A 16,141-nucleotide genomic window follows, 5' to 3' on the forward strand; every position below is an offset into this window, starting at 1 on the left:
ATGCGGACCCTGTTGCGGTACCGGAATCGGGCATCGGCGCGGCGGCGGGCGACCCCTCCCCTGGCCCCTCCCCCAAGGGGAGGGGATTCGTACGATGTCAGCTTTCTTTTGCAGAGCAATCCCGGCGAAGGGAAAGCTGCGGCTGTCACACCCCTTCGATGACCCGGAAATCCCGCACCACGGCGCCCTCGAGGCGGTCGAGGGCGGCGGCGTAGGCGTCGCTCTCGCGGGCGGCGATGGCCTGGTCGTAGCTGTCGAACTCGATGACCACCGTGCGGTTGGCGAGGCCGGCCTCATAGGGCGTGACCTTGCCGCCCCGGACGAGGAAACGGCCGCCATGCTGCAGGACGGCCGGCCCGGCGAGTTCGGCATAGGAGGCCAGCGCGTCCGGATCCTTCACCTCGCGATAGCAGGAAACCCAATATCCCTTGGCCATCTTCTCCCCCCTTCGGTTCCGTTCGGTTCGCTCGAAACGACAGGCGGGGACGCCGCCCGGCCCGAACGTTGAGCGCGCAGGACAGGTCTTACCCCATCAGGCCCGGCAGCCAAAGCACGATTCCCGGAAACGCCAGCAGCACGCCGACGGTCGCGACGTCGGCGACGAAGAAGGGGCCGATGCCGCGGAACACGTCTTGCAGCGGCACTTCGAGAGAGCGGCCTTCCGCGTCGCGCAGGTCGCGGCTGACCCCGGCGACCACGAAACAGTTGAGCCCGATGGGCGGGGTGATCAGGCAGATCTCCGCCATCTTGACCACGATGATGCCGAACCAGACCGGATGATAGCCGAGCGCCTCGACCGCCGGGAACACCACCGGCAGGGTGAGGATCAGCATGCCGATCGCATCCATGAACATGCCGAGGATGGCGTAGGCGAGCAGGATGCAGATCATGATGACGATGGGCGGCATGTCCAGCGTCGTGACCCATTCGGCGAAGGAGGCCGGCAGGCCGGCGAAGCCGAGGAAGCGCACGAACAGGAACACGCCCCAGATCAGGGTGAAGATCATCGCCGTCAGCTTGGCGGTCTCCAGCAGCGCTTCCTTCAGCCGGCCGCCCATTTCGCCGACGGCCTTCTGCCGGAACGCCTCGAAGACGTAGATCGCGAACACGATGGCCGCGCCGAGCGCCGCCGCCTCCGTGGGCGTCGCCGTGCCGGTGTAGATCGCGCCGAAAATCACCAGGACGACGGCGAAGATCGGGAGGACGCCGGGGACGGTCGCCAGCTTCTCGCGCAGGGTGAATCCGGAGATTGGCCGGCCGAGCTGCGGCTTCCACAGGCACATGCCGATAATCAGCGCGGCGTAGATCAGCGCCGAGACAATGCCCGGCAGGAAGCCGCCGAGCAGCAGCTTGCCGACCGATTCCTCGACGATGATCGCGTAGATGACCAAAATCGCCGAGGGCGGGATCAGCGAGGCCAGCGTGCCGCCCGCCGCGACGACGCCGGCCGCCAGCTTGCGGTCATAGCCGTTCTTGAGCATGTCCGGGATCGCGACCCGGGAGAACACGGCCGCGGTGGCGGTCGACGCGCCGGAGACCGCGGCGAAACCGGCGGTCGCGAACACCGTCGCCACGGCGAGGCCGCCCGGCACCCAGCCGGCCCAGCGGCGCGCCGCCTCGAACAGCTTGCCGGTCATGCCGGCGTAGAAGGCGAGAAAGCCGATCAGGATGAACAGCGGCAGGACCGAGAGCGGATAGGTGATGGTCTTGGAATGGGGAATCGTGCCGGAAATCGCCGCCGCCACGTTCCAGCCGCGCAATTCCAGCAGGCCGAGAAAGCCGGTCAACGCCGCGGCGACGAAAACCCGGACGCCCAGCACCACCAGGACGATCAGGAAAACGACCGCGACGATGCCGGTATCGAACGGGTCGAGGCCGAGCATCAGGCGGTGCCCTCGATCTCGTCCCTGGCCTGTTCCTCGACCGTCTTGATGTGCGGCGCGCCGACCGGCGCCAGCGCCGGGTTTATGAACAGTCGCAGATAGGCGAAGAGCTGAATCCCGAAGCGCAGAAACAGCAAGGCGAGGAAGATCGGCACCGCCAGTTTGCCCGGCCAGGTCACCAGTTCGATGTCGATGGTGCTGTCGCCCAGTTCCCAGGCCCGGCCGAAGTGCTGGTAGGAATAGGGAATCAGGATCGCGACGATGATCATGCCGATGAGCACGCCGACCGCCTCGGCGAGCCACATCGACCGGCCCTTGAGGCGGCCGATCAGCAACTCCATCCGGACATGCCCGCCCATGCGCTGGAGCCAGGCGATGCCGAAAATGGCAAAGCCGATCATGCCGAACTCGACGATGTCGATATAGCCGAAGATCGGCGCGTTGAAGAGGCTGCGCAGGACGATCTGGATCATGCCCAGGATCATCAGGCCGAAGACCAGCGCCCCGCCGATCAGCGTTGAGACCAGTTCAATCGGCGCGAGCAGGCGGTCGGCCCGCCAGACCGCGCGGCCGAGCAGATCGTCCGGCGGCCCTGAGGCGTATTCCGGGCCGTATTCCGGCGCGTCCCCGATCATGGATTTACCGAAGAGGGAAAATGGCGCAGCCCGCCGCCCGCTCCCCGATCAGGGCGTGCGGACGGCGGGCTGCAAGCCTGTGTCGGAGACTATTCGTAGGTCTGGCCGACGGCGGCGAACATGGACTTCACGAGGCCGCGGGCGTCGAACTTGTCCTGGTTCTCCTTGATCCAGGCTTCGATGATCGGCCGGCCGCCCGCCTTGCGGAAGGCCGCAATCTGCGCGTCCGTATAGCGGACTTCCTTCAGCTTCTTCTTCAGCATCGGCAGGTTTTTCGCGTCCGCTTTCTTGTAGGCGTCGATCTGGGCCGCGATGACCGCTTCCTTCGAGTCTTCCAGCAGCTTCTTGTATTGCGCCGGCAGCTTGTTGTAGGCGCTGATCGAGAAGGTCAGCGGGCAGTCCGACGTGCCGGGCGACAGATTGATGGTGTACCAGTCGGCCAGTTCGTGGATCTTGTAGGCGACATGGGCGTAGGTGAAGGGGAAGGAGGCCGCCTGCATCGTGCCCTGCTGCATGCCGGTATAGACCTCGGTCGCCGTCGGCGTCGTCGGGGTCGCGCCCAGCACCTTCATCGCCCGGCCGAGGCCGCCGCCGGCCCGCACCGTCATGCCCTTCCAGTCGGCCAGCGCCACCGGGGGCTTGCCTTTGCCGAGCAGCTCATACTGCGGCAGGAAGGACGAGGTGTAGATCATGGCGTTCCAGCGCGCGAGCTGCTTGCCGACCGACGGATGGGCGTAGACCGCCTCGCGCACCTTGCGGTTGTCCTCCCAGGTCGCCATCGGCAGGAAGGGCAGGGCCAGCGCCATCAGCGCCGGGTTCTTCTTCGGATGGTAGAAGTTGCAGAACATCGCCCCTTCGAACGCGCCGATCTTGAGCCCGTCCAGGTTCTCGCGCGACTTTGACAGCGCCGCGCCGTAGTAGATTTTGAGCGTCCAGTTGCCGCCGGTCTTTGCGGCGAGAATGGCGGACAGCTTCTCGATCCCGGCGGTGAAGGCGCGCTTCTTGCCCCAGACCGAATAGTTCCAGGTCAGTTTCGGGCCGTTGACCTCGGCGGCCTGTGCCGGCGCCCAAGCCGATGTCAGGCCGAACGCCAGGCCGAACGCCAAGACTGGCGTGGCGCCGAGCGCGATGCTGCGGGTGCAAGTTTTCATGGACTTTCCTCCTGGCGGGTTGCCGGCCGGCTGCCCGGCCGGGCACATGATACCTCCCGTGAACCGATTTACGGTCCGTTGCGCGTACCGGGCCGAGCCTAGCGTTTTTCCCCGGTTTGCGGCAAGCGCCGCGCCATTTTGCCGACCAGGTTGTCGGCGACGCCCGGCCGGCTCCACGGACAAACGGCGAGGCAGATGCCGCAGGTCTCGTTCTCGACGAAATAGGGCAGGCACTTGTCGAAATCGACGTACCATTTCTCGGCGCCCCGCACTGTCTGCTTCTCCGGCGCGATGGCGTCCGGCGGGCAGGCCCGGGTGCAGACCTGGCAGCTCTGGCAGAACAGGTCGGCGCCGAAAATGTCCGGCGCATCGGGCGCTACCGGCAGATCGGTCGTAACCATCGAGAGCCGGAAATTGGCGCCGAAGCGGCGGTGGATCATCGAGCCGTGCTTGCCGAGCTCGCCCAGACCGGCCTCGATCGCCGCCGGGATCATCAGCACATCCTCGGTCATCGGGCCGGTCTTGGCTTCGGCGGGAAAGCCGCGCTCGCGAATCCAGTTGGCGAGCCGCTTGGCGGCGACGCCGGCGCGGCCGTACTGCGCCATGACCTCGATATAGGCGTCTTCGTGCGGCGCGCTGTTGAGCCGGTCGTATTCGTGGGCGAAGGCCATGACGACGACCCAGCGCCCGGCCGGCCGGGGCCGGTCGGTAAAGGTCCAGGATTCTTCATATTCGCAGATGCCGGCGTCGTCCGCCCCGGCGTCCCGCGCCGCCCGCTTGACGGCGTCGCTCCAGCCGCCGGCCGGTTCGGGCGCCGGTGCCGGCGCGACCGGGCTGTCGGCGTATGCGGCGGCGCGCTGGCGGTATTTGCGCGCCTCGCGGATATTCGCGTTGTCGCGGTAGCGGTCGTAGAAGAAGCGCAGGACGCCGGTGTGCTCGATCGAATGGCCGTCGTCGCGCCAGAAGACCGGCCGCGGCGGGCCGAACGCCGCCTCGCCCAGACCGTTAATGGCGTTGCCGGAAACCTCCGGCCACACCGCCGCCTGCTCCGGCGACGGCGCCCATGCCGCCGCAGCCGTGGATGTTCCCGCCATGACCCGCTCCCGCCTTTCCCGTTCGCCCGGTGCCCGGCCAGACTACCCCAGGGACCGGCCGGCGCGTAAGGGGAGCGTAAGGGGACAGGACGGGACCGGACTTCCGTCGCGCCGCGCTTAGAACTGCGTTACGTAACGCAGCGGGTCGCAGGCGTCGACGGCCTCCCGCCGCTTGTAGAACTCGACGAGGGTGGCGATCTCGACCAGCGATAACGACATCAGGTAGAGCCGGTGTGCTTCGGCCGGCATGTTGCCGCCGAAATCGTCTTCCAGATAGGCGAGGATATCGTCGATCCGCAGTATCATCGCATCGTAGAAGGCGCGGATTTCGTCCATCGAGGCCGCCGCCCTTTTCTCGGTCCGGGCGCGCTCCGGCTCCAGCGCCCAGTCCGCAAACGAGGCCAACTCCCCGAATGCATCGGGCAAGAGCGGCTCATTCATCGCCTGCTCTCCGCCGCCTCGCGGCCGGACCGGTCATGCGCCTCGACCGTAGCCGGCATAGTCGCCCAGGACCTTGTGGAAATGGCGGATCGGCAGTTCGTCGTCCTGCAGGATGAGATGGCTCCGCACACGGGAGGCAATGCCCGCATGGACGCTTTCGTGCGCCAGCGTATCCTCCTGAAGCGTATCCCGAATGAAGCACTTGAAAAATTCCTGCTGGAGCCGTTCGCGCCGGGTTGCGGGCGCACTGAAGTGCATCCGAATTTCCCAGACCGTCCGGTCGACCGCGACCGGCCACAGCATGTAGGTGATGCACCCCATCCAGCGACCGACCTTGAACAGCGAAAGAATGCCGTTCGGAAAAAGCAGATAGTGGTCCAGGTCGCCGATCATGTCCGGAACCTGGAGAGCCCCGGCGGTGTCGCCTCCGTGAAAGAGTGCGATTTTCAGCGGAGTCAGTTTCTGGAAGGCCTGGTAATCGCACGACCAGAAACTGTGATAGTCGTAGAGAATAACTTCCTTGAAGTAGCAATTCCCGGTGTCGTCCTTCGCGAACGACTGGCCAAGCGTCCAGCGATGCTGATACGGCAAATGGTACACTTCGTTCTGGGCATCGAGCACGACCTTCCAGTTGGCGCGCTCCTCCACCCTGTAGACCTGCGACAGTTTCATTTCGTGGAACGGGCAGCCGTCGAGCCGGTCGGCGACGCCGCCGAGATAGTTCCGCAGCGTCTCGGCGGGGTCGGGGGCCAGATAAACAAAGACGAAACCTTCCCAGATGTCGGTATCGACCGGCGTCAGGCCGTGATCCCGCCGGTCCAGGCCGAAGAAATTCTCTTCGTTCGGGACGCCGACCAGGTCCCCCGTGTCGCTGTACGCCCAGTTGTGGAGGCGGCAGAAGAGCGCGCCGCCGCAGGAGCCCCGTTCGTCTGCCACCAGCCGGTTGCTGCGATGGGAGCAGACATTGTGAAAGCCGCGCACGACGCCGTCCGAGCCCCGGATGACCAGTACAGAAGCGTTGCAAATGGCGATTTCGCGGACGAAATAGTCGCCCGCATGGGGAATTTCCTCGACGCGGCCGACCTGGAGCCATGATCTGCGGAAGACGCGCTCGCGCTCGAGTGCGAAATGCTCTTCGGAAATGTAGGGCTCGGTGGGCAGCGGATTTGTGCCCAAATCCGGATACTTTGCAGACCACATCCCTTGCCGCAATCCTGTCTCGGTTTCCCGGTCTTCTGACAGTCGCGACGCATCGCCCGCCTGTTGTTGCTCGTACGGCGATGGCCCGTCGCATTGCGTGGGAGCCTAGGTCAGCCGGGCATGTCCGTGCGTCCCCAGGGTTGGGGAGATTTTGCGGTTTCTCTGCGTGCAGCTGCGCCCAGGGGAGGCAAGGCGCGTGGCGGAACGGTGCCACCGCTGTCCGGTCCGTCGCGACGGAGCGCGGCGGCGCGAAATTCCGTCTCGAACGACAGCCTCAGATCATGCCGATGGCGCGGCGGTAGACGTCGAGCAACTCCTCCTGCTCCCGGCGGTCGGCGGTGTCCATGCGGCGCAGGGCGACCAGCTTGCGCATGATCTTCGGGTCGTAGCCGTTGCCCTTCGCCTCGGCATAGACCTCGCGGATATCCGCGGCCAGCGCCTTCTTCTCCTCTTCCAGACGCTCGATCCGCTCGACATAGGCGCGCAGGATGTCGCCCGCGACGCCGCCGGCCCGGATCGTATTTCTCGTATCGGGACTTGCCGGGGTTTCCGGAGTGGCGGTCTCGCCGGAGCCGGCGTTCAGGGCGGCATTATCGGCAGGGTTCATCGTCGTCGGTCCGTTCGGTGGGAGAGGGAAAGCGATACCGGCTCGCCGGTCTTACGCGCCGGCACGGGCCGGCCGCTACATGCGGAAATGCTTGCTCAGGCGCAGCCCCTGGGCCTGGTAGTTGGAGCCCAGGTCCTTGCCGTAGAGCCGGTCCGGGACCGCACGCAGCCTCTCATAGACCAGCCGGCCGACGACCTGCCCGTCCTCGACGAAGAACGGCACCTCGTGGGGCCGGACTTCGAGGACGGCCTTACTGCCGGTTCCGCCGGCCTCGGGGCTGCCGAAACCGGGGTCGAAGAAGCCGGCATAGTGGACCCGGAATTCGCCGACCAGCGTGTCGTAGGGGATCATCTCGGCGGCATGGTCCGGCGGCACGGAGACCGCTTCCCTGGACGCCAGGATGTAGAAGTCGTCGACATTGAGGACGAATCCGCCGTCCGCCGGCGCGCGGATCGGCTCCCAGAAGTCCGCCGCCGGATAATGGCCGACCCTGTCGACGTCGATGACGTCGCAGTTCTTTTTCGCCTTGTAGCCGACGATGGCGTCCGGCCCGCTGCCGCTGAGGTCGAGCGATATGTTGAGCTTGTCGCCCTCCAGCGTGATTTCCGGACCGTCGGTCGAGAGCTTGCGCTCGGTCTGCAGCGCGCGCATCGCCGTCTTGCTGAGCGTCGGCGCGCCGCGACGCAGCCGGAGCTGGTTGAGCCTGGTGCCGGTCCGCACCCGCACGCTGAAGGTGCGCGGCGAGATTTCGGCATACAGCGCGCCGCAATAGCCGGCCGCGATGCGGTCGAACGCGGTCGAATAGTCGGTGATGACGCGGGTGAAGATGTCCAGCCGCCCCGCCGAGCTCTTGGGGTTGGCATAGGCGTTCAGGGGCTTGGGCAGATCGAGCTGCTCCAGCAGCGGCACGATATAAACATGCCCCTGTTCCAGGACCCCGCCGTCGGCGAGGTCGATCTCGTATTGCGCAAAGGCGTCGATCCGGTCCCTGACGCTGTGGTCCGGCCCGGGCAGGAAGCTGGCGTTGACCCGGTAGGCGGTCCTGCCGAGCCGGAGGTCGAGGCTTGCCGGCTGGATCTGCGGGTCGCCGATCGTCTCGGACGCCAGGATCTTCCGGCCGCGGATCAGGCCCTCGATTTCCTGGGACGGATAGATCCCGGTATTCGGGCGCGACCTGTCGCCCTCCGCCGCGGCGTCGGGGGTTTCGGAACCGAACAGGTCGATGTCGCCGGCAGGGGTCGGTCGAGATTCCATGCGCACGGTACGGCTATCGGCTCTGCACACCATGCCATAGCCGAAAAACCAGTTAAATCAGGAAGTTACTCCATTCCATCCGGAATTTGCGCCGCTGGTTTTCCCAAGGCCCGGTTGCGGAAAAATATTGGCAGGCAACGCTTTGCGCCGGTTACGCACCCAATTCACGCAATCCACAAAGACGCCGTCCCGCCACGGCCGGCCGGCACCCGCCGGCAGCCGCCGCGCCGCAAGGGCGGGCCAAACCCGGCGCCCTATCCGTCCTTCTTCGCCTTGTTGAGCGCGGCGCCGAGGATATCGCCCAGCGAGGCGCCGGAATCGGACGAGCCGAACTGCTCCATGGCCTCCTTGTCCTCGGCGATTTCCCGCGCCTTGACCGACAGGGAAAGCTTGCGGGCGCTCTTGTCGAAGTTGGTGACCTTCGCGTCGATCTTCTCGCCCAAGGCGAAGCGGTCCGGCCGCTGCTCGGCGCGTTCGCGCGACAGGTCGGCCTTGCGGATGAAGCCCTGGATGCCGTGGACCTCGACCTCGAGGCCGCCGGTGGTCACGGCGGTGATCGTCGAGGTCACGAGGGCGCCCTTGCGGATCGACCCGGCCGCGCTCGCCAGCGGGTCTTCCGACAGCTGCTTGATGCCCAGGCTGATCCGCTCCTTCGCGGTATCGACCTCGAGGAGCTTCACCTTCACCATATCGCCTTTCTTGTACTCGGCGACGGCTTGCTCGCCCGGCGTGTTCCAGGAGATGTCGGACAGGTGCACCATGCCGTCGATATCGCCCGGCAGGCCGACGAACAGGCCGAACTCGGTGATGTTGCGGATTTCGCCCTCGAGCTCCGTGCCGGCCGGATACTGTTCGGCGAAGGTCGTCCAGGGATTGTCCCGCGTCTGCTTCAGGCCCAGGCTGATCCGGCGGCGCTGGGGATCGACATCCAGCACCATCACCTCGACCTCCTGGCTCGTGGAGACGATCTTGCCGGGATGCACGTTCTTCTTGGTCCACGACATTTCCGAGACGTGGACCAGGCCCTCGATGCCCGCTTCCAGCTCCACGAAGGCGCCGTAATCGGTGATGTTGGTGACCCGGCCGGTGAAGCGCGCGTTCTCTGGATACTTGGCTTCCACGCCGTCCCAGGGATCGGCCTCCAGCTGCTTCATGCCGAGGCTGATGCGCTGGGTGTCCGGATTGAAGCGGATCACCTGCACGTCGACCGTTTCGCCGATGTTGAGCGCTTCCGAGGGATGGTTGACGCGTTTCCACGAAATGTCGGTGACGTGAAGCAGTCCGTCGATGCCGCCCAGATCGACGAAGGCGCCGTAGTCGGTGATGTTCTTCACCACGCCCTTGAGCACCTGGCCTTCCTTCAGGTTGGCGATCAGCTCGGCGCGGGCCTCGGCGCGGGTCTCTTCCAGCACGGCGCGGCGCGACACGACGATGTTGCCGCGCTGCCGGTCCATCTTGAGGATCTGGAAGGGCTGCGGCGTGTTCATGATCGGCGTCACGTCGCGCACCGGCCGGATATCGACCTGGCTGCCCGGCAGGAAGGCGACGGCGCCGTTGAGATCGACCGTGAAGCCGCCCTTGACCCGGCCGAAGATGTGGCCGGTGACGCGCTGGCCGTCGTTGAAGGCGCTTTCGAGTTGGACCCAGGCTTCCTCGCGCCGGGCCTTGTCGCGCGACAGCACGGCCTCGCCGTTGGCGTTTTCCAGCCGCTCGACATAGACCTCCACCTCGTCGCCCGCCTTGATTTCCGGCGCCGCGCCCGGCGGCGCGAACTCCTTGATCGGCACGCGGCCTTCGGCCTTGAGGCCGACGTCGATCACGGCGAAGTCGTTTTCGATCGCCACGATCCGGCCGGCCACCACCTTGCCTTCGAACTGGTCGTGGTCTTTCAGGGATGCATCGAGCAGCGCGGCGAAGTCCTCGCCGGACGCCGCCGCGGTTTCTGTCGCAGTCGTCATGGGGGTTCCGGATGTCCTCTCGTTTTCCGGCCGGCTTCCTGGCTGTAGTCCCGACGGATCGCTTCCTGACGGGGCGGTCCCCTTTCGGATCGCCGGTCAGGCCGGGTCGGAAAGCAGCGCCGATGCGTTGCCGTTACCGGACATCCTGCACGAGCCGTCGCCACCCCGGCGCACGCTGCGCCACGATATCCAGCGCCGCACGGAATGCGGCCTCGGCGTCGAGGGTACTGGTATCGAGAATCGCCGCGTCGTCGGCGGGCTTCAGCGGCGCTACGGCGCGGCTGCTGTCGCGGCCGTCGCGCGCCTCCAGCTCGCTCAGGACAGCCGGGTATATAACGTCCGCCCCGGCGGCCTGCAACTCTGCAAACCGGCGCCGCGCCCTTTCGTCCGGGCTTGCCGTGACGAAGATTTTCACCGGCGCGTCCGGGACGACGACGGTGCCGATATCCCGGCCGTCGATCGCGGCGCCACGCCGGCCGGCCGGCGGATTGCGGGCGAAGCGGCGCTGGAAGTCCAGCAGGGCCGCGCGAACCGAGGGGAACGCGGCGACCCTGGAGGCGGCGTCGCCCGTTTCCGGTGCGCGCAACGCCGGGTCGGAAAGGCGGCCGGTGTCGAGGCTTGCAGCGGCGGCGACGGCGGCCGCCTCGTCCGCCGGGTCGCCGCCCGCGCGCAGGACGGCCAGCCCGACGGCGCGGTAGAGCGCGCCGGAATCGAGGTGGGCGAGATCGAGCGCTTCGGCGAGCCGCCGGGCCAGCGTGCCCTTGCCGGCCGCGGCCGGGCCGTCGACGGCGATGACGAGCGGGAGCGGGGACACGGACTCTGACGGAGGATCGGACATGGTCGCGCCGGAGATAATCCTGTGCCGTGGAAGCTAATGCATTTTCCGCTCGCGCGGAATCGGCGCCGCCGCCCCAAACGAGCCGGACGCACGAAGATGCCGCCTCGACAGCGGCCGGAACCTGCCTACATATCCGGCGTCAACCTGTGCAGCCATGTTCGGACCATGTATTCGGAAAAGACGGCCGACATCCTCGTCTCGGTCAAGCCGTTCTATCTGGAAGAACAGTCGGAGCCCGACGAAAACCGCTATGTCTGGGCCTACACCGTGACGATCAGCAACGAGAGCGGGGACCGGGTCCAGCTGCTCAACCGGCACTGGCGGATCACCGACGCGGCCGGCCAGCAGCAGGAGGTGCGCGGCCCCGGCGTGGTCGGCGAGCAGCCGGTGCTGGAGCCGGGCCAGAGCTTCGAATACACCAGCGGCTGCCCGCTCGCGACACCGTCCGGCTTCATGGTCGGCGCCTATGAAATGACGCGCGAAGACGGCAGCCGGTTCCAGGTCCGCATCCCGATGTTCTCGCTGGACAGCCCCTTCGTCCGGAACATGGTGCACTAGGCGCCCGCCGACCTCAGGGAGAAACCGTTTCATGCTGCTCCGTCTGGTGCCGGCCGGCACGACCATCCCGTTTGTCCGTTTCCGCAGGATCTATCTCGCCCTTTCGGTCGCCCTGTTGATCCTGAGCGGCGCTCTGTTCTTCGGGCAGGGGCTCAATTTCGGCATCGATTTCAAGGGCGGCATCCTGCTCCAGGTCACGGCTCTGGACGAGAAGGGCAACGAGAAGCCGGCCGACGTCGCCGGCCTGCGGAGCCGGCTCAATGCGCTCGGGCTGGGCGAGATCTCGATCCAGAACTTCGGCACGGATTCCGAAGTCCTGATCCGGGTCGAGAAGCAGCCCGGCGACAACAAGCGCCAGATGCAGGCGATCGAAACGGTTACCGCGGCGCTGGGCAAGGGCTACCGCGTCGGCCGCGAGGAATTCGTCGGGCCCAAGGTCGGGGCCGAACTGATCCAGGCGGGCATCATCGCGACGGTGCTCGCGCTGCTCGCGATCATGGCCTATGTCTGGTTCCGCTTCGAATGGCAGTTCGCCATCGCGGCCGTGGCGGCACTGACCCACGACGTGCTGCTGACGATCGGCCTGTTCAGCCTGTTCCAGTTCGAATTCAACCTCTCGACCGTTGCCGCCGTGCTGACCATCGCCGGCTACTCGATCAACGACACGGTGGTCGTGTTCGACCGGGTGCGCGAAAACATGCGCAAGTACAAGAAGCTGGCGATGCCCGACCTGATGAACCTGTCGCTCAACGACACCCTGTCGCGCACGGTGCTGACAAGCGTCACGACCCTGCTGGCGCTGCTCGCCCTGTTTTTCCTGGGCGGCGAGGTTATCCGCGGCTTCTCCATCGCCCTCATCTGGGGCGTGGTCATCGGCACCTATTCCTCGATCTGCCTGGCGGTGCCGCTGCTGCTGATCCTGCGCATCAAGCGGCTCGGCCGGTCGAGCGACGGTTCGAGCGACGCCGGCGACGCCGCCGAGGCGGCCGCGGGCTAGACCGAAGCGGCAGCCGGGACCGCCGCCCAGGCCGCCCCAGACCGCCCCGGCGGGAGCGCCCCGGTGGAACTCACGGAAGCGCCGCGCGGCGACCGGCCCTTTATCGAAAGCTACGGCCCCGGCGGGTTCCGGATCGGCGGCGTGCGGTGGACCGGGCCGGTCCTGATCCTGACGGACCGCGTCGTCGCCTGGGAACACGGTGACGACACGCCCCTGGATGCCGCGGCGCTTGCCGCCGCCTTTGCCGGCGAGTCGATGGAACTGCTTATCCTCGGCCTCGGCGCCGGCCCCGCGGCTGTTTCTGCAGCGGTGCCGCCCGCGGTGCGCGAAACCCTGCGGGATGCGGGCCTCGCGCTCGAAGCGATGGACACCGGCGCCGCCTGCCGGACCTACAATCTCCTCGCCGGCGAGGGCCGGACCGTCGGCGCCGCTCTCATCGCCCTGCCCGCCGGCTGACCGGCGGGGACTGCGCCGCGACCAATCCGACCGTAGGGGAGGGTTTGAAACCCTCCCCTACAATCTATCCGCCTGCACCGGATTTCGGGACAAGCGCCCGTGGCAAGGCTTGCGCGAGAATCGGAACGGGCTCCGCCGATGACGGAGCCCGCCTCCTTTTTCTGCCGGCGCCCCCCGGACCGGAGGGTGCCGGAAGCGTCAGGCGTCAGCCGCCGAAGCCGACGAAGCCGGCGTTCTGGTGGGCCACCATGCAGAACAGCATGGGGATCGAGAGCAGCGTGTTGGTGCGCGAGAACAGCATGGCCGTGCGCGCCGACTTGGCCTTCGAATCGGCGTCCGCCTCGACGATGCCGAGCGCGCGCTTCTGGTTCGGCCAGATGACGAACCAGACGTTGAACCACATGATCGTGCCGAGCCACATGCCGATGCCGATCGCGGTGCTGTTGCCCTCGTCCATGAAGCCGATCGCGATGGCCTCGACGAGATAGCCGTTCATCAGGGCCAGGATCAGGCCGGTGACGATCGTCGACATGGCGCCCCAGCGGAACCAGAACAGGGCCGCCGGCGCGATCACCTTGCCGATCGCCGGCTTCTGCTCGTCCGGGATGTTCGGCATGTTGGGGATCTGGACGAAGTTGAAATAATACAACAGGCCGACCCACATGATGCCCGAGAGGACATGCAGATAGCGGAACAGGAAGCTCCACCAGCTGTGGTCGAACGCGCCGCCGCCGGCCGTGGCGCCGACGATGATAAACATGACGATCAGCGCCACGATGCCGGCGATCACCGTGTTGCTGAGCTTTGTCAGAATTGCTGCCATGATGTCTGCCCCGGAAAAGTTACACCCCAGCAGAGCCCGGCCGGCCGCCGCGCACCTGCGCTCCGCCTAATCTGCATCTATGGAAGAAAAAGGCAACAGAATCGCCGCCGAAAGCGCCATTGGGGAAGATGCCGTCGACTCCTGCCGCCGGCTGGCGCGGCGGCACGATTTCGAACGCTATCTCGCGACCCTGTTCGCGTCCCGCCCGCGGCGGCCGGCCCTGTGGATCCTGCTCGCCTTCAATGCGGAAATCGCCCGGACCCGGGAAATCGTCAGCGAGGCGGCCCTCGGCGAAATCCGGCTGCAATGGTGGCGCGACGCGCTGGAGGCCGCAGCGGCGGACGGGCCCGTGCGCCAGCACGAAGTGGCCGCGCCGCTGGCCGAAGTCCTGCGCGCCGGCGCACTCGATCCGGACTTGTTGCACGGCCTGATCGACGCGCGGATGCGCGATCTGGACGACGCGCCGATGGCCGACGAGGCGGCGCTGCTCGACTATGCCGGGCAGACCGGCGGCCTTCTGGCCGAGGCAATGGCGGCTGCGGCCGAAGGCGGGCAGGCGGCCGAAGGCGGGCAGGCGGGCGAAGCGGCCCGGCGATCGGCGCGGGCGCTGGGAACGGGCTGGGCGCTCGCCGGCATCCTGCGCGCCGCCCATTTCCACGCTACCGGGGGCCGGCAGCTGCTGCCGCAATCGGCGCTCGCGGCGGGCGGCGCAGGCGCCCGCGACCTGGCGGAGCGCCGTGCGACGCCGGGGGTGAGGGCCGCGGCCGAAACCATGGCGGCGATGGCGCGGGACCGGCTGGCCGAAGCGGGGAAGACCGGCAGCCCTGCGGACCGCCTGCTGGTCCTGAAACCGGTCGCGCTCGCCTGGCTGAAACGCCTGGAACGCGCCGGCTTCGACCCGTTCGCCGTCCCGGACCGCCTGGCGCCGGCCCACCTGCTCGCGCTCATGTTCGCTGCGCGCTGGTTGGGACGGGGAATTTAGGGCGTGGCCGTCGTGCCGGCTCAGGCGCGGCTGCGTGCAGCTTGCGCCGCGCCCTCGAAGGCCGTTTCCATGCCCCGGCTCATCCTGCTGGAGCCGGTGAGCACGGTGCCGCCGTCGACCGGAATGTTGCCGCCGGTGATGTAGGCCGCCAGCGGCGAGGCGAGGAACAGCGCGGCATCGCCGACCTCGGATTTCTGGCCGAAGCGCTTCATCGGCGTCATCTCGGCGGCCGCCCGCTTGGCTTCGTCGGTCGGCGCGAGGCGCTCCATGCCCTCGGTGCCCTCGATCGGGCCGGGGATGATGGTGTTGACCCGCACGCCCATCGGCGCCCATTCCAGGGCGAGGCCGCGGCACAGCATGTCGAGCCCCGCCTTGGCGGCGCAGACATGGGTCTGGAAGGTATAGGCGTGGATCGCCTGGGGCGCCGAGATGGCGATGCAGGAAGCGCCGGGCCTGACCAGATGGTCGAAGCCGGCGCGGAACACGTTGTAGCTGCCGTTGAGGTCGATATCGACCACGGTCTTGAAGCCGTTGGCCGACATGCCGAGCGCCGGGGCGACGAAATTGCCGGCCTGTCCCGCGATCAGCGTGTGGATCGGGCCGTGCCGGGCGGCAGCCTCTTTCAGCGCGCCGTCGATCTGGGTGTAGTCGCGGACATCGGCGCTCGTGCCGAACACGTCGCCGCCATGCGCTTTCAGTTCGCCCACCGCGCCCTCGACCCGCTCCGCCGACCGGCTGCAGATCGACAGCTTCGCGCCGAATTCGGCGAAGCGGTGGGCGATGCCCAGATTGATGCCGCTCGATCCGCCGGCGATGAAGACATGGGTGTCGCGGAAATCGGCGTCGGAAAGCAGGACGGTCATGGCGAGGGACCTTTCGGGGCGCGGGTTCGGGATTGCGAGGCAGCCAGCTTAGCGCCGTCCGGCAACGAGGACAGTGCGGTCCTGTGCCCCCATACGGCGGGCTCCGTCGGGCCGGTTTCTTAAAAATATTTCCTTTTTTACGATAATTTGCCTTGACACGGCAGACCCCGCGCCCTATATCGGCCCCGTCAACGCCCGAAGTGCGCCCGCCGCGGCCGGCCGACATCCCCCGAACAAAGAAGCAAACGAAGAAACAGCCGGGGGACCGTGCGGGACCCTTCCACCCTTCCCGCTTTGATCCGCCGCCGATCGGTCATCCGTTCCGCCGCCCTGTACGCCACCGGGCTTGACAGCCGGACGTTATCCGCTTCGATCCTCCGGTTCGACCCTCCGCTTCCGCC

17 protein-coding genes are annotated in these 16,141 nt (G+C 67.1%); 4 read left to right on the plus strand and 13 right to left on the minus strand.

Annotated elements, in window-relative coordinates:
- Positions 1-145: 145 nt before the first annotated feature.
- The 11 genes from OXM58_13455 to cmk form a co-directional block, all read right to left on the minus strand.
- Entirely contained in the window at positions 146-436 is a 291-nt protein-coding gene (locus OXM58_13455; GenBank protein ID MDE0149370.1) for a DUF1330 domain-containing protein, read from the minus strand.
- An 88-nt stretch (positions 437-524) separates the two neighbouring features.
- On the minus strand, positions 525-1,883 hold the full coding sequence (locus OXM58_13460) for a TRAP transporter large permease (GenBank protein ID MDE0149371.1): 1,359 nt from the start codon (positions 1,881-1,883) through the stop codon (positions 525-527).
- Positions 1,883-2,518, minus strand: coding sequence for a TRAP transporter small permease (locus tag OXM58_13465; GenBank protein MDE0149372.1), 636 nt, complete (start codon positions 2,516-2,518; stop codon positions 1,883-1,885). Before OXM58_13465 ends, OXM58_13460 begins: the two co-directional genes overlap by 1 nt.
- Before the next feature lie 89 nt (positions 2,519-2,607).
- Positions 2,608-3,669, minus strand: coding sequence for a TRAP transporter substrate-binding protein DctP (gene dctP / locus OXM58_13470; GenBank protein ID MDE0149373.1), 1,062 nt, complete (start codon positions 3,667-3,669; stop codon positions 2,608-2,610).
- Between the two features lie 98 nt (positions 3,670-3,767).
- Positions 3,768-4,763: a 4Fe-4S dicluster domain-containing protein gene (locus OXM58_13475; GenBank protein MDE0149374.1), complete on the minus strand. Its 996-nt coding sequence runs from the start codon at positions 4,761-4,763 to the stop codon at positions 3,768-3,770.
- A gap of 117 nt (positions 4,764-4,880) precedes the next feature.
- Positions 4,881-5,204 carry a hypothetical protein gene (locus OXM58_13480; GenBank protein MDE0149375.1) on the minus strand — a complete coding sequence of 108 codons (324 nt, stop codon included), beginning with the start codon at positions 5,202-5,204 and terminating at the stop codon, positions 4,881-4,883.
- Positions 5,205-5,237: 33 nt separating this feature from the next.
- Positions 5,238-6,404 (minus strand): aromatic ring-hydroxylating dioxygenase subunit alpha, encoded by a 1,167-nt coding sequence (locus tag OXM58_13485; GenBank protein ID MDE0149376.1) that lies wholly within the window; start codon positions 6,402-6,404, stop codon positions 5,238-5,240.
- Between the two features lie 274 nt (positions 6,405-6,678).
- The gene (locus OXM58_13490) at positions 6,679-7,011 is read right to left on the minus strand and encodes a DUF2312 domain-containing protein (protein ID MDE0149377.1); all 333 of its coding nucleotides are present in this window, start codon (positions 7,009-7,011) and stop codon (positions 6,679-6,681) included.
- A 75-nt stretch (positions 7,012-7,086) separates the two neighbouring features.
- Entirely contained in the window at positions 7,087-8,265 is a 1,179-nt protein-coding gene (locus tag OXM58_13495; protein MDE0149378.1) for a 2'-deoxycytidine 5'-triphosphate deaminase, read from the minus strand.
- A 254-nt stretch (positions 8,266-8,519) separates the two neighbouring features.
- Positions 8,520-10,313, minus strand: a complete 1,794-nt coding sequence (rpsA, locus tag OXM58_13500; protein ID MDE0149379.1) for a 30S ribosomal protein S1 — start codon at positions 10,311-10,313, stop codon at positions 8,520-8,522.
- A 43-nt stretch (positions 10,314-10,356) separates the two neighbouring features.
- The gene (gene cmk / locus OXM58_13505; GenBank protein ID MDE0149380.1) at positions 10,357-11,061 is read right to left on the minus strand and encodes a (d)CMP kinase; all 705 of its coding nucleotides are present in this window, start codon (positions 11,059-11,061) and stop codon (positions 10,357-10,359) included.
- A 165-nt stretch (positions 11,062-11,226) separates the two neighbouring features.
- Here cmk and apaG point away from each other — a divergent pair, with 165 nt between their 5' ends.
- From apaG to OXM58_13520, 3 genes are all read left to right on the plus strand, one after another.
- Complete coding sequence (gene apaG, locus OXM58_13510) at positions 11,227-11,619, plus strand: Co2+/Mg2+ efflux protein ApaG (protein ID MDE0149381.1); 393 nt, start codon at positions 11,227-11,229, stop codon at positions 11,617-11,619.
- A 31-nt stretch (positions 11,620-11,650) separates the two neighbouring features.
- Positions 11,651-12,616: a protein translocase subunit SecF gene (secF, locus tag OXM58_13515; GenBank protein ID MDE0149382.1), complete on the plus strand. Its 966-nt coding sequence runs from the start codon at positions 11,651-11,653 to the stop codon at positions 12,614-12,616.
- Positions 12,617-12,679: 63 nt separating this feature from the next.
- A complete protein-coding gene (locus OXM58_13520; GenBank protein ID MDE0149383.1) occupies positions 12,680-13,072 on the plus strand; it encodes an Mth938-like domain-containing protein in 393 nt (130 codons plus the stop codon).
- Between the two features lie 205 nt (positions 13,073-13,277).
- Here the strand turns inward: OXM58_13520 and OXM58_13525 are convergent, their stop codons facing one another.
- Entirely contained in the window at positions 13,278-13,895 is a 618-nt protein-coding gene (locus tag OXM58_13525; GenBank protein ID MDE0149384.1) for a urate hydroxylase PuuD, read from the minus strand.
- A 79-nt stretch (positions 13,896-13,974) separates the two neighbouring features.
- Here OXM58_13525 and OXM58_13530 point away from each other — a divergent pair, with 79 nt between their 5' ends.
- Positions 13,975-14,877: a squalene/phytoene synthase family protein gene (locus OXM58_13530; protein ID MDE0149385.1), complete on the plus strand. Its 903-nt coding sequence runs from the start codon at positions 13,975-13,977 to the stop codon at positions 14,875-14,877.
- Positions 14,878-14,897: 20 nt separating this feature from the next.
- On the opposite strand, the gene OXM58_13535 is transcribed toward OXM58_13530, so the two are convergent.
- Positions 14,898-15,740: an SDR family oxidoreductase gene (locus OXM58_13535; protein ID MDE0149386.1), complete on the minus strand. Its 843-nt coding sequence runs from the start codon at positions 15,738-15,740 to the stop codon at positions 14,898-14,900.
- Positions 15,741-16,141: the final 401 nt, after the last annotated feature.

The sequence above is a fragment of the Rhodospirillaceae bacterium genome (assembly GCA_028819475.1).
Lineage (GTDB): Bacteria > Pseudomonadota > Alphaproteobacteria > Bin65 > Bin65 > Bin65.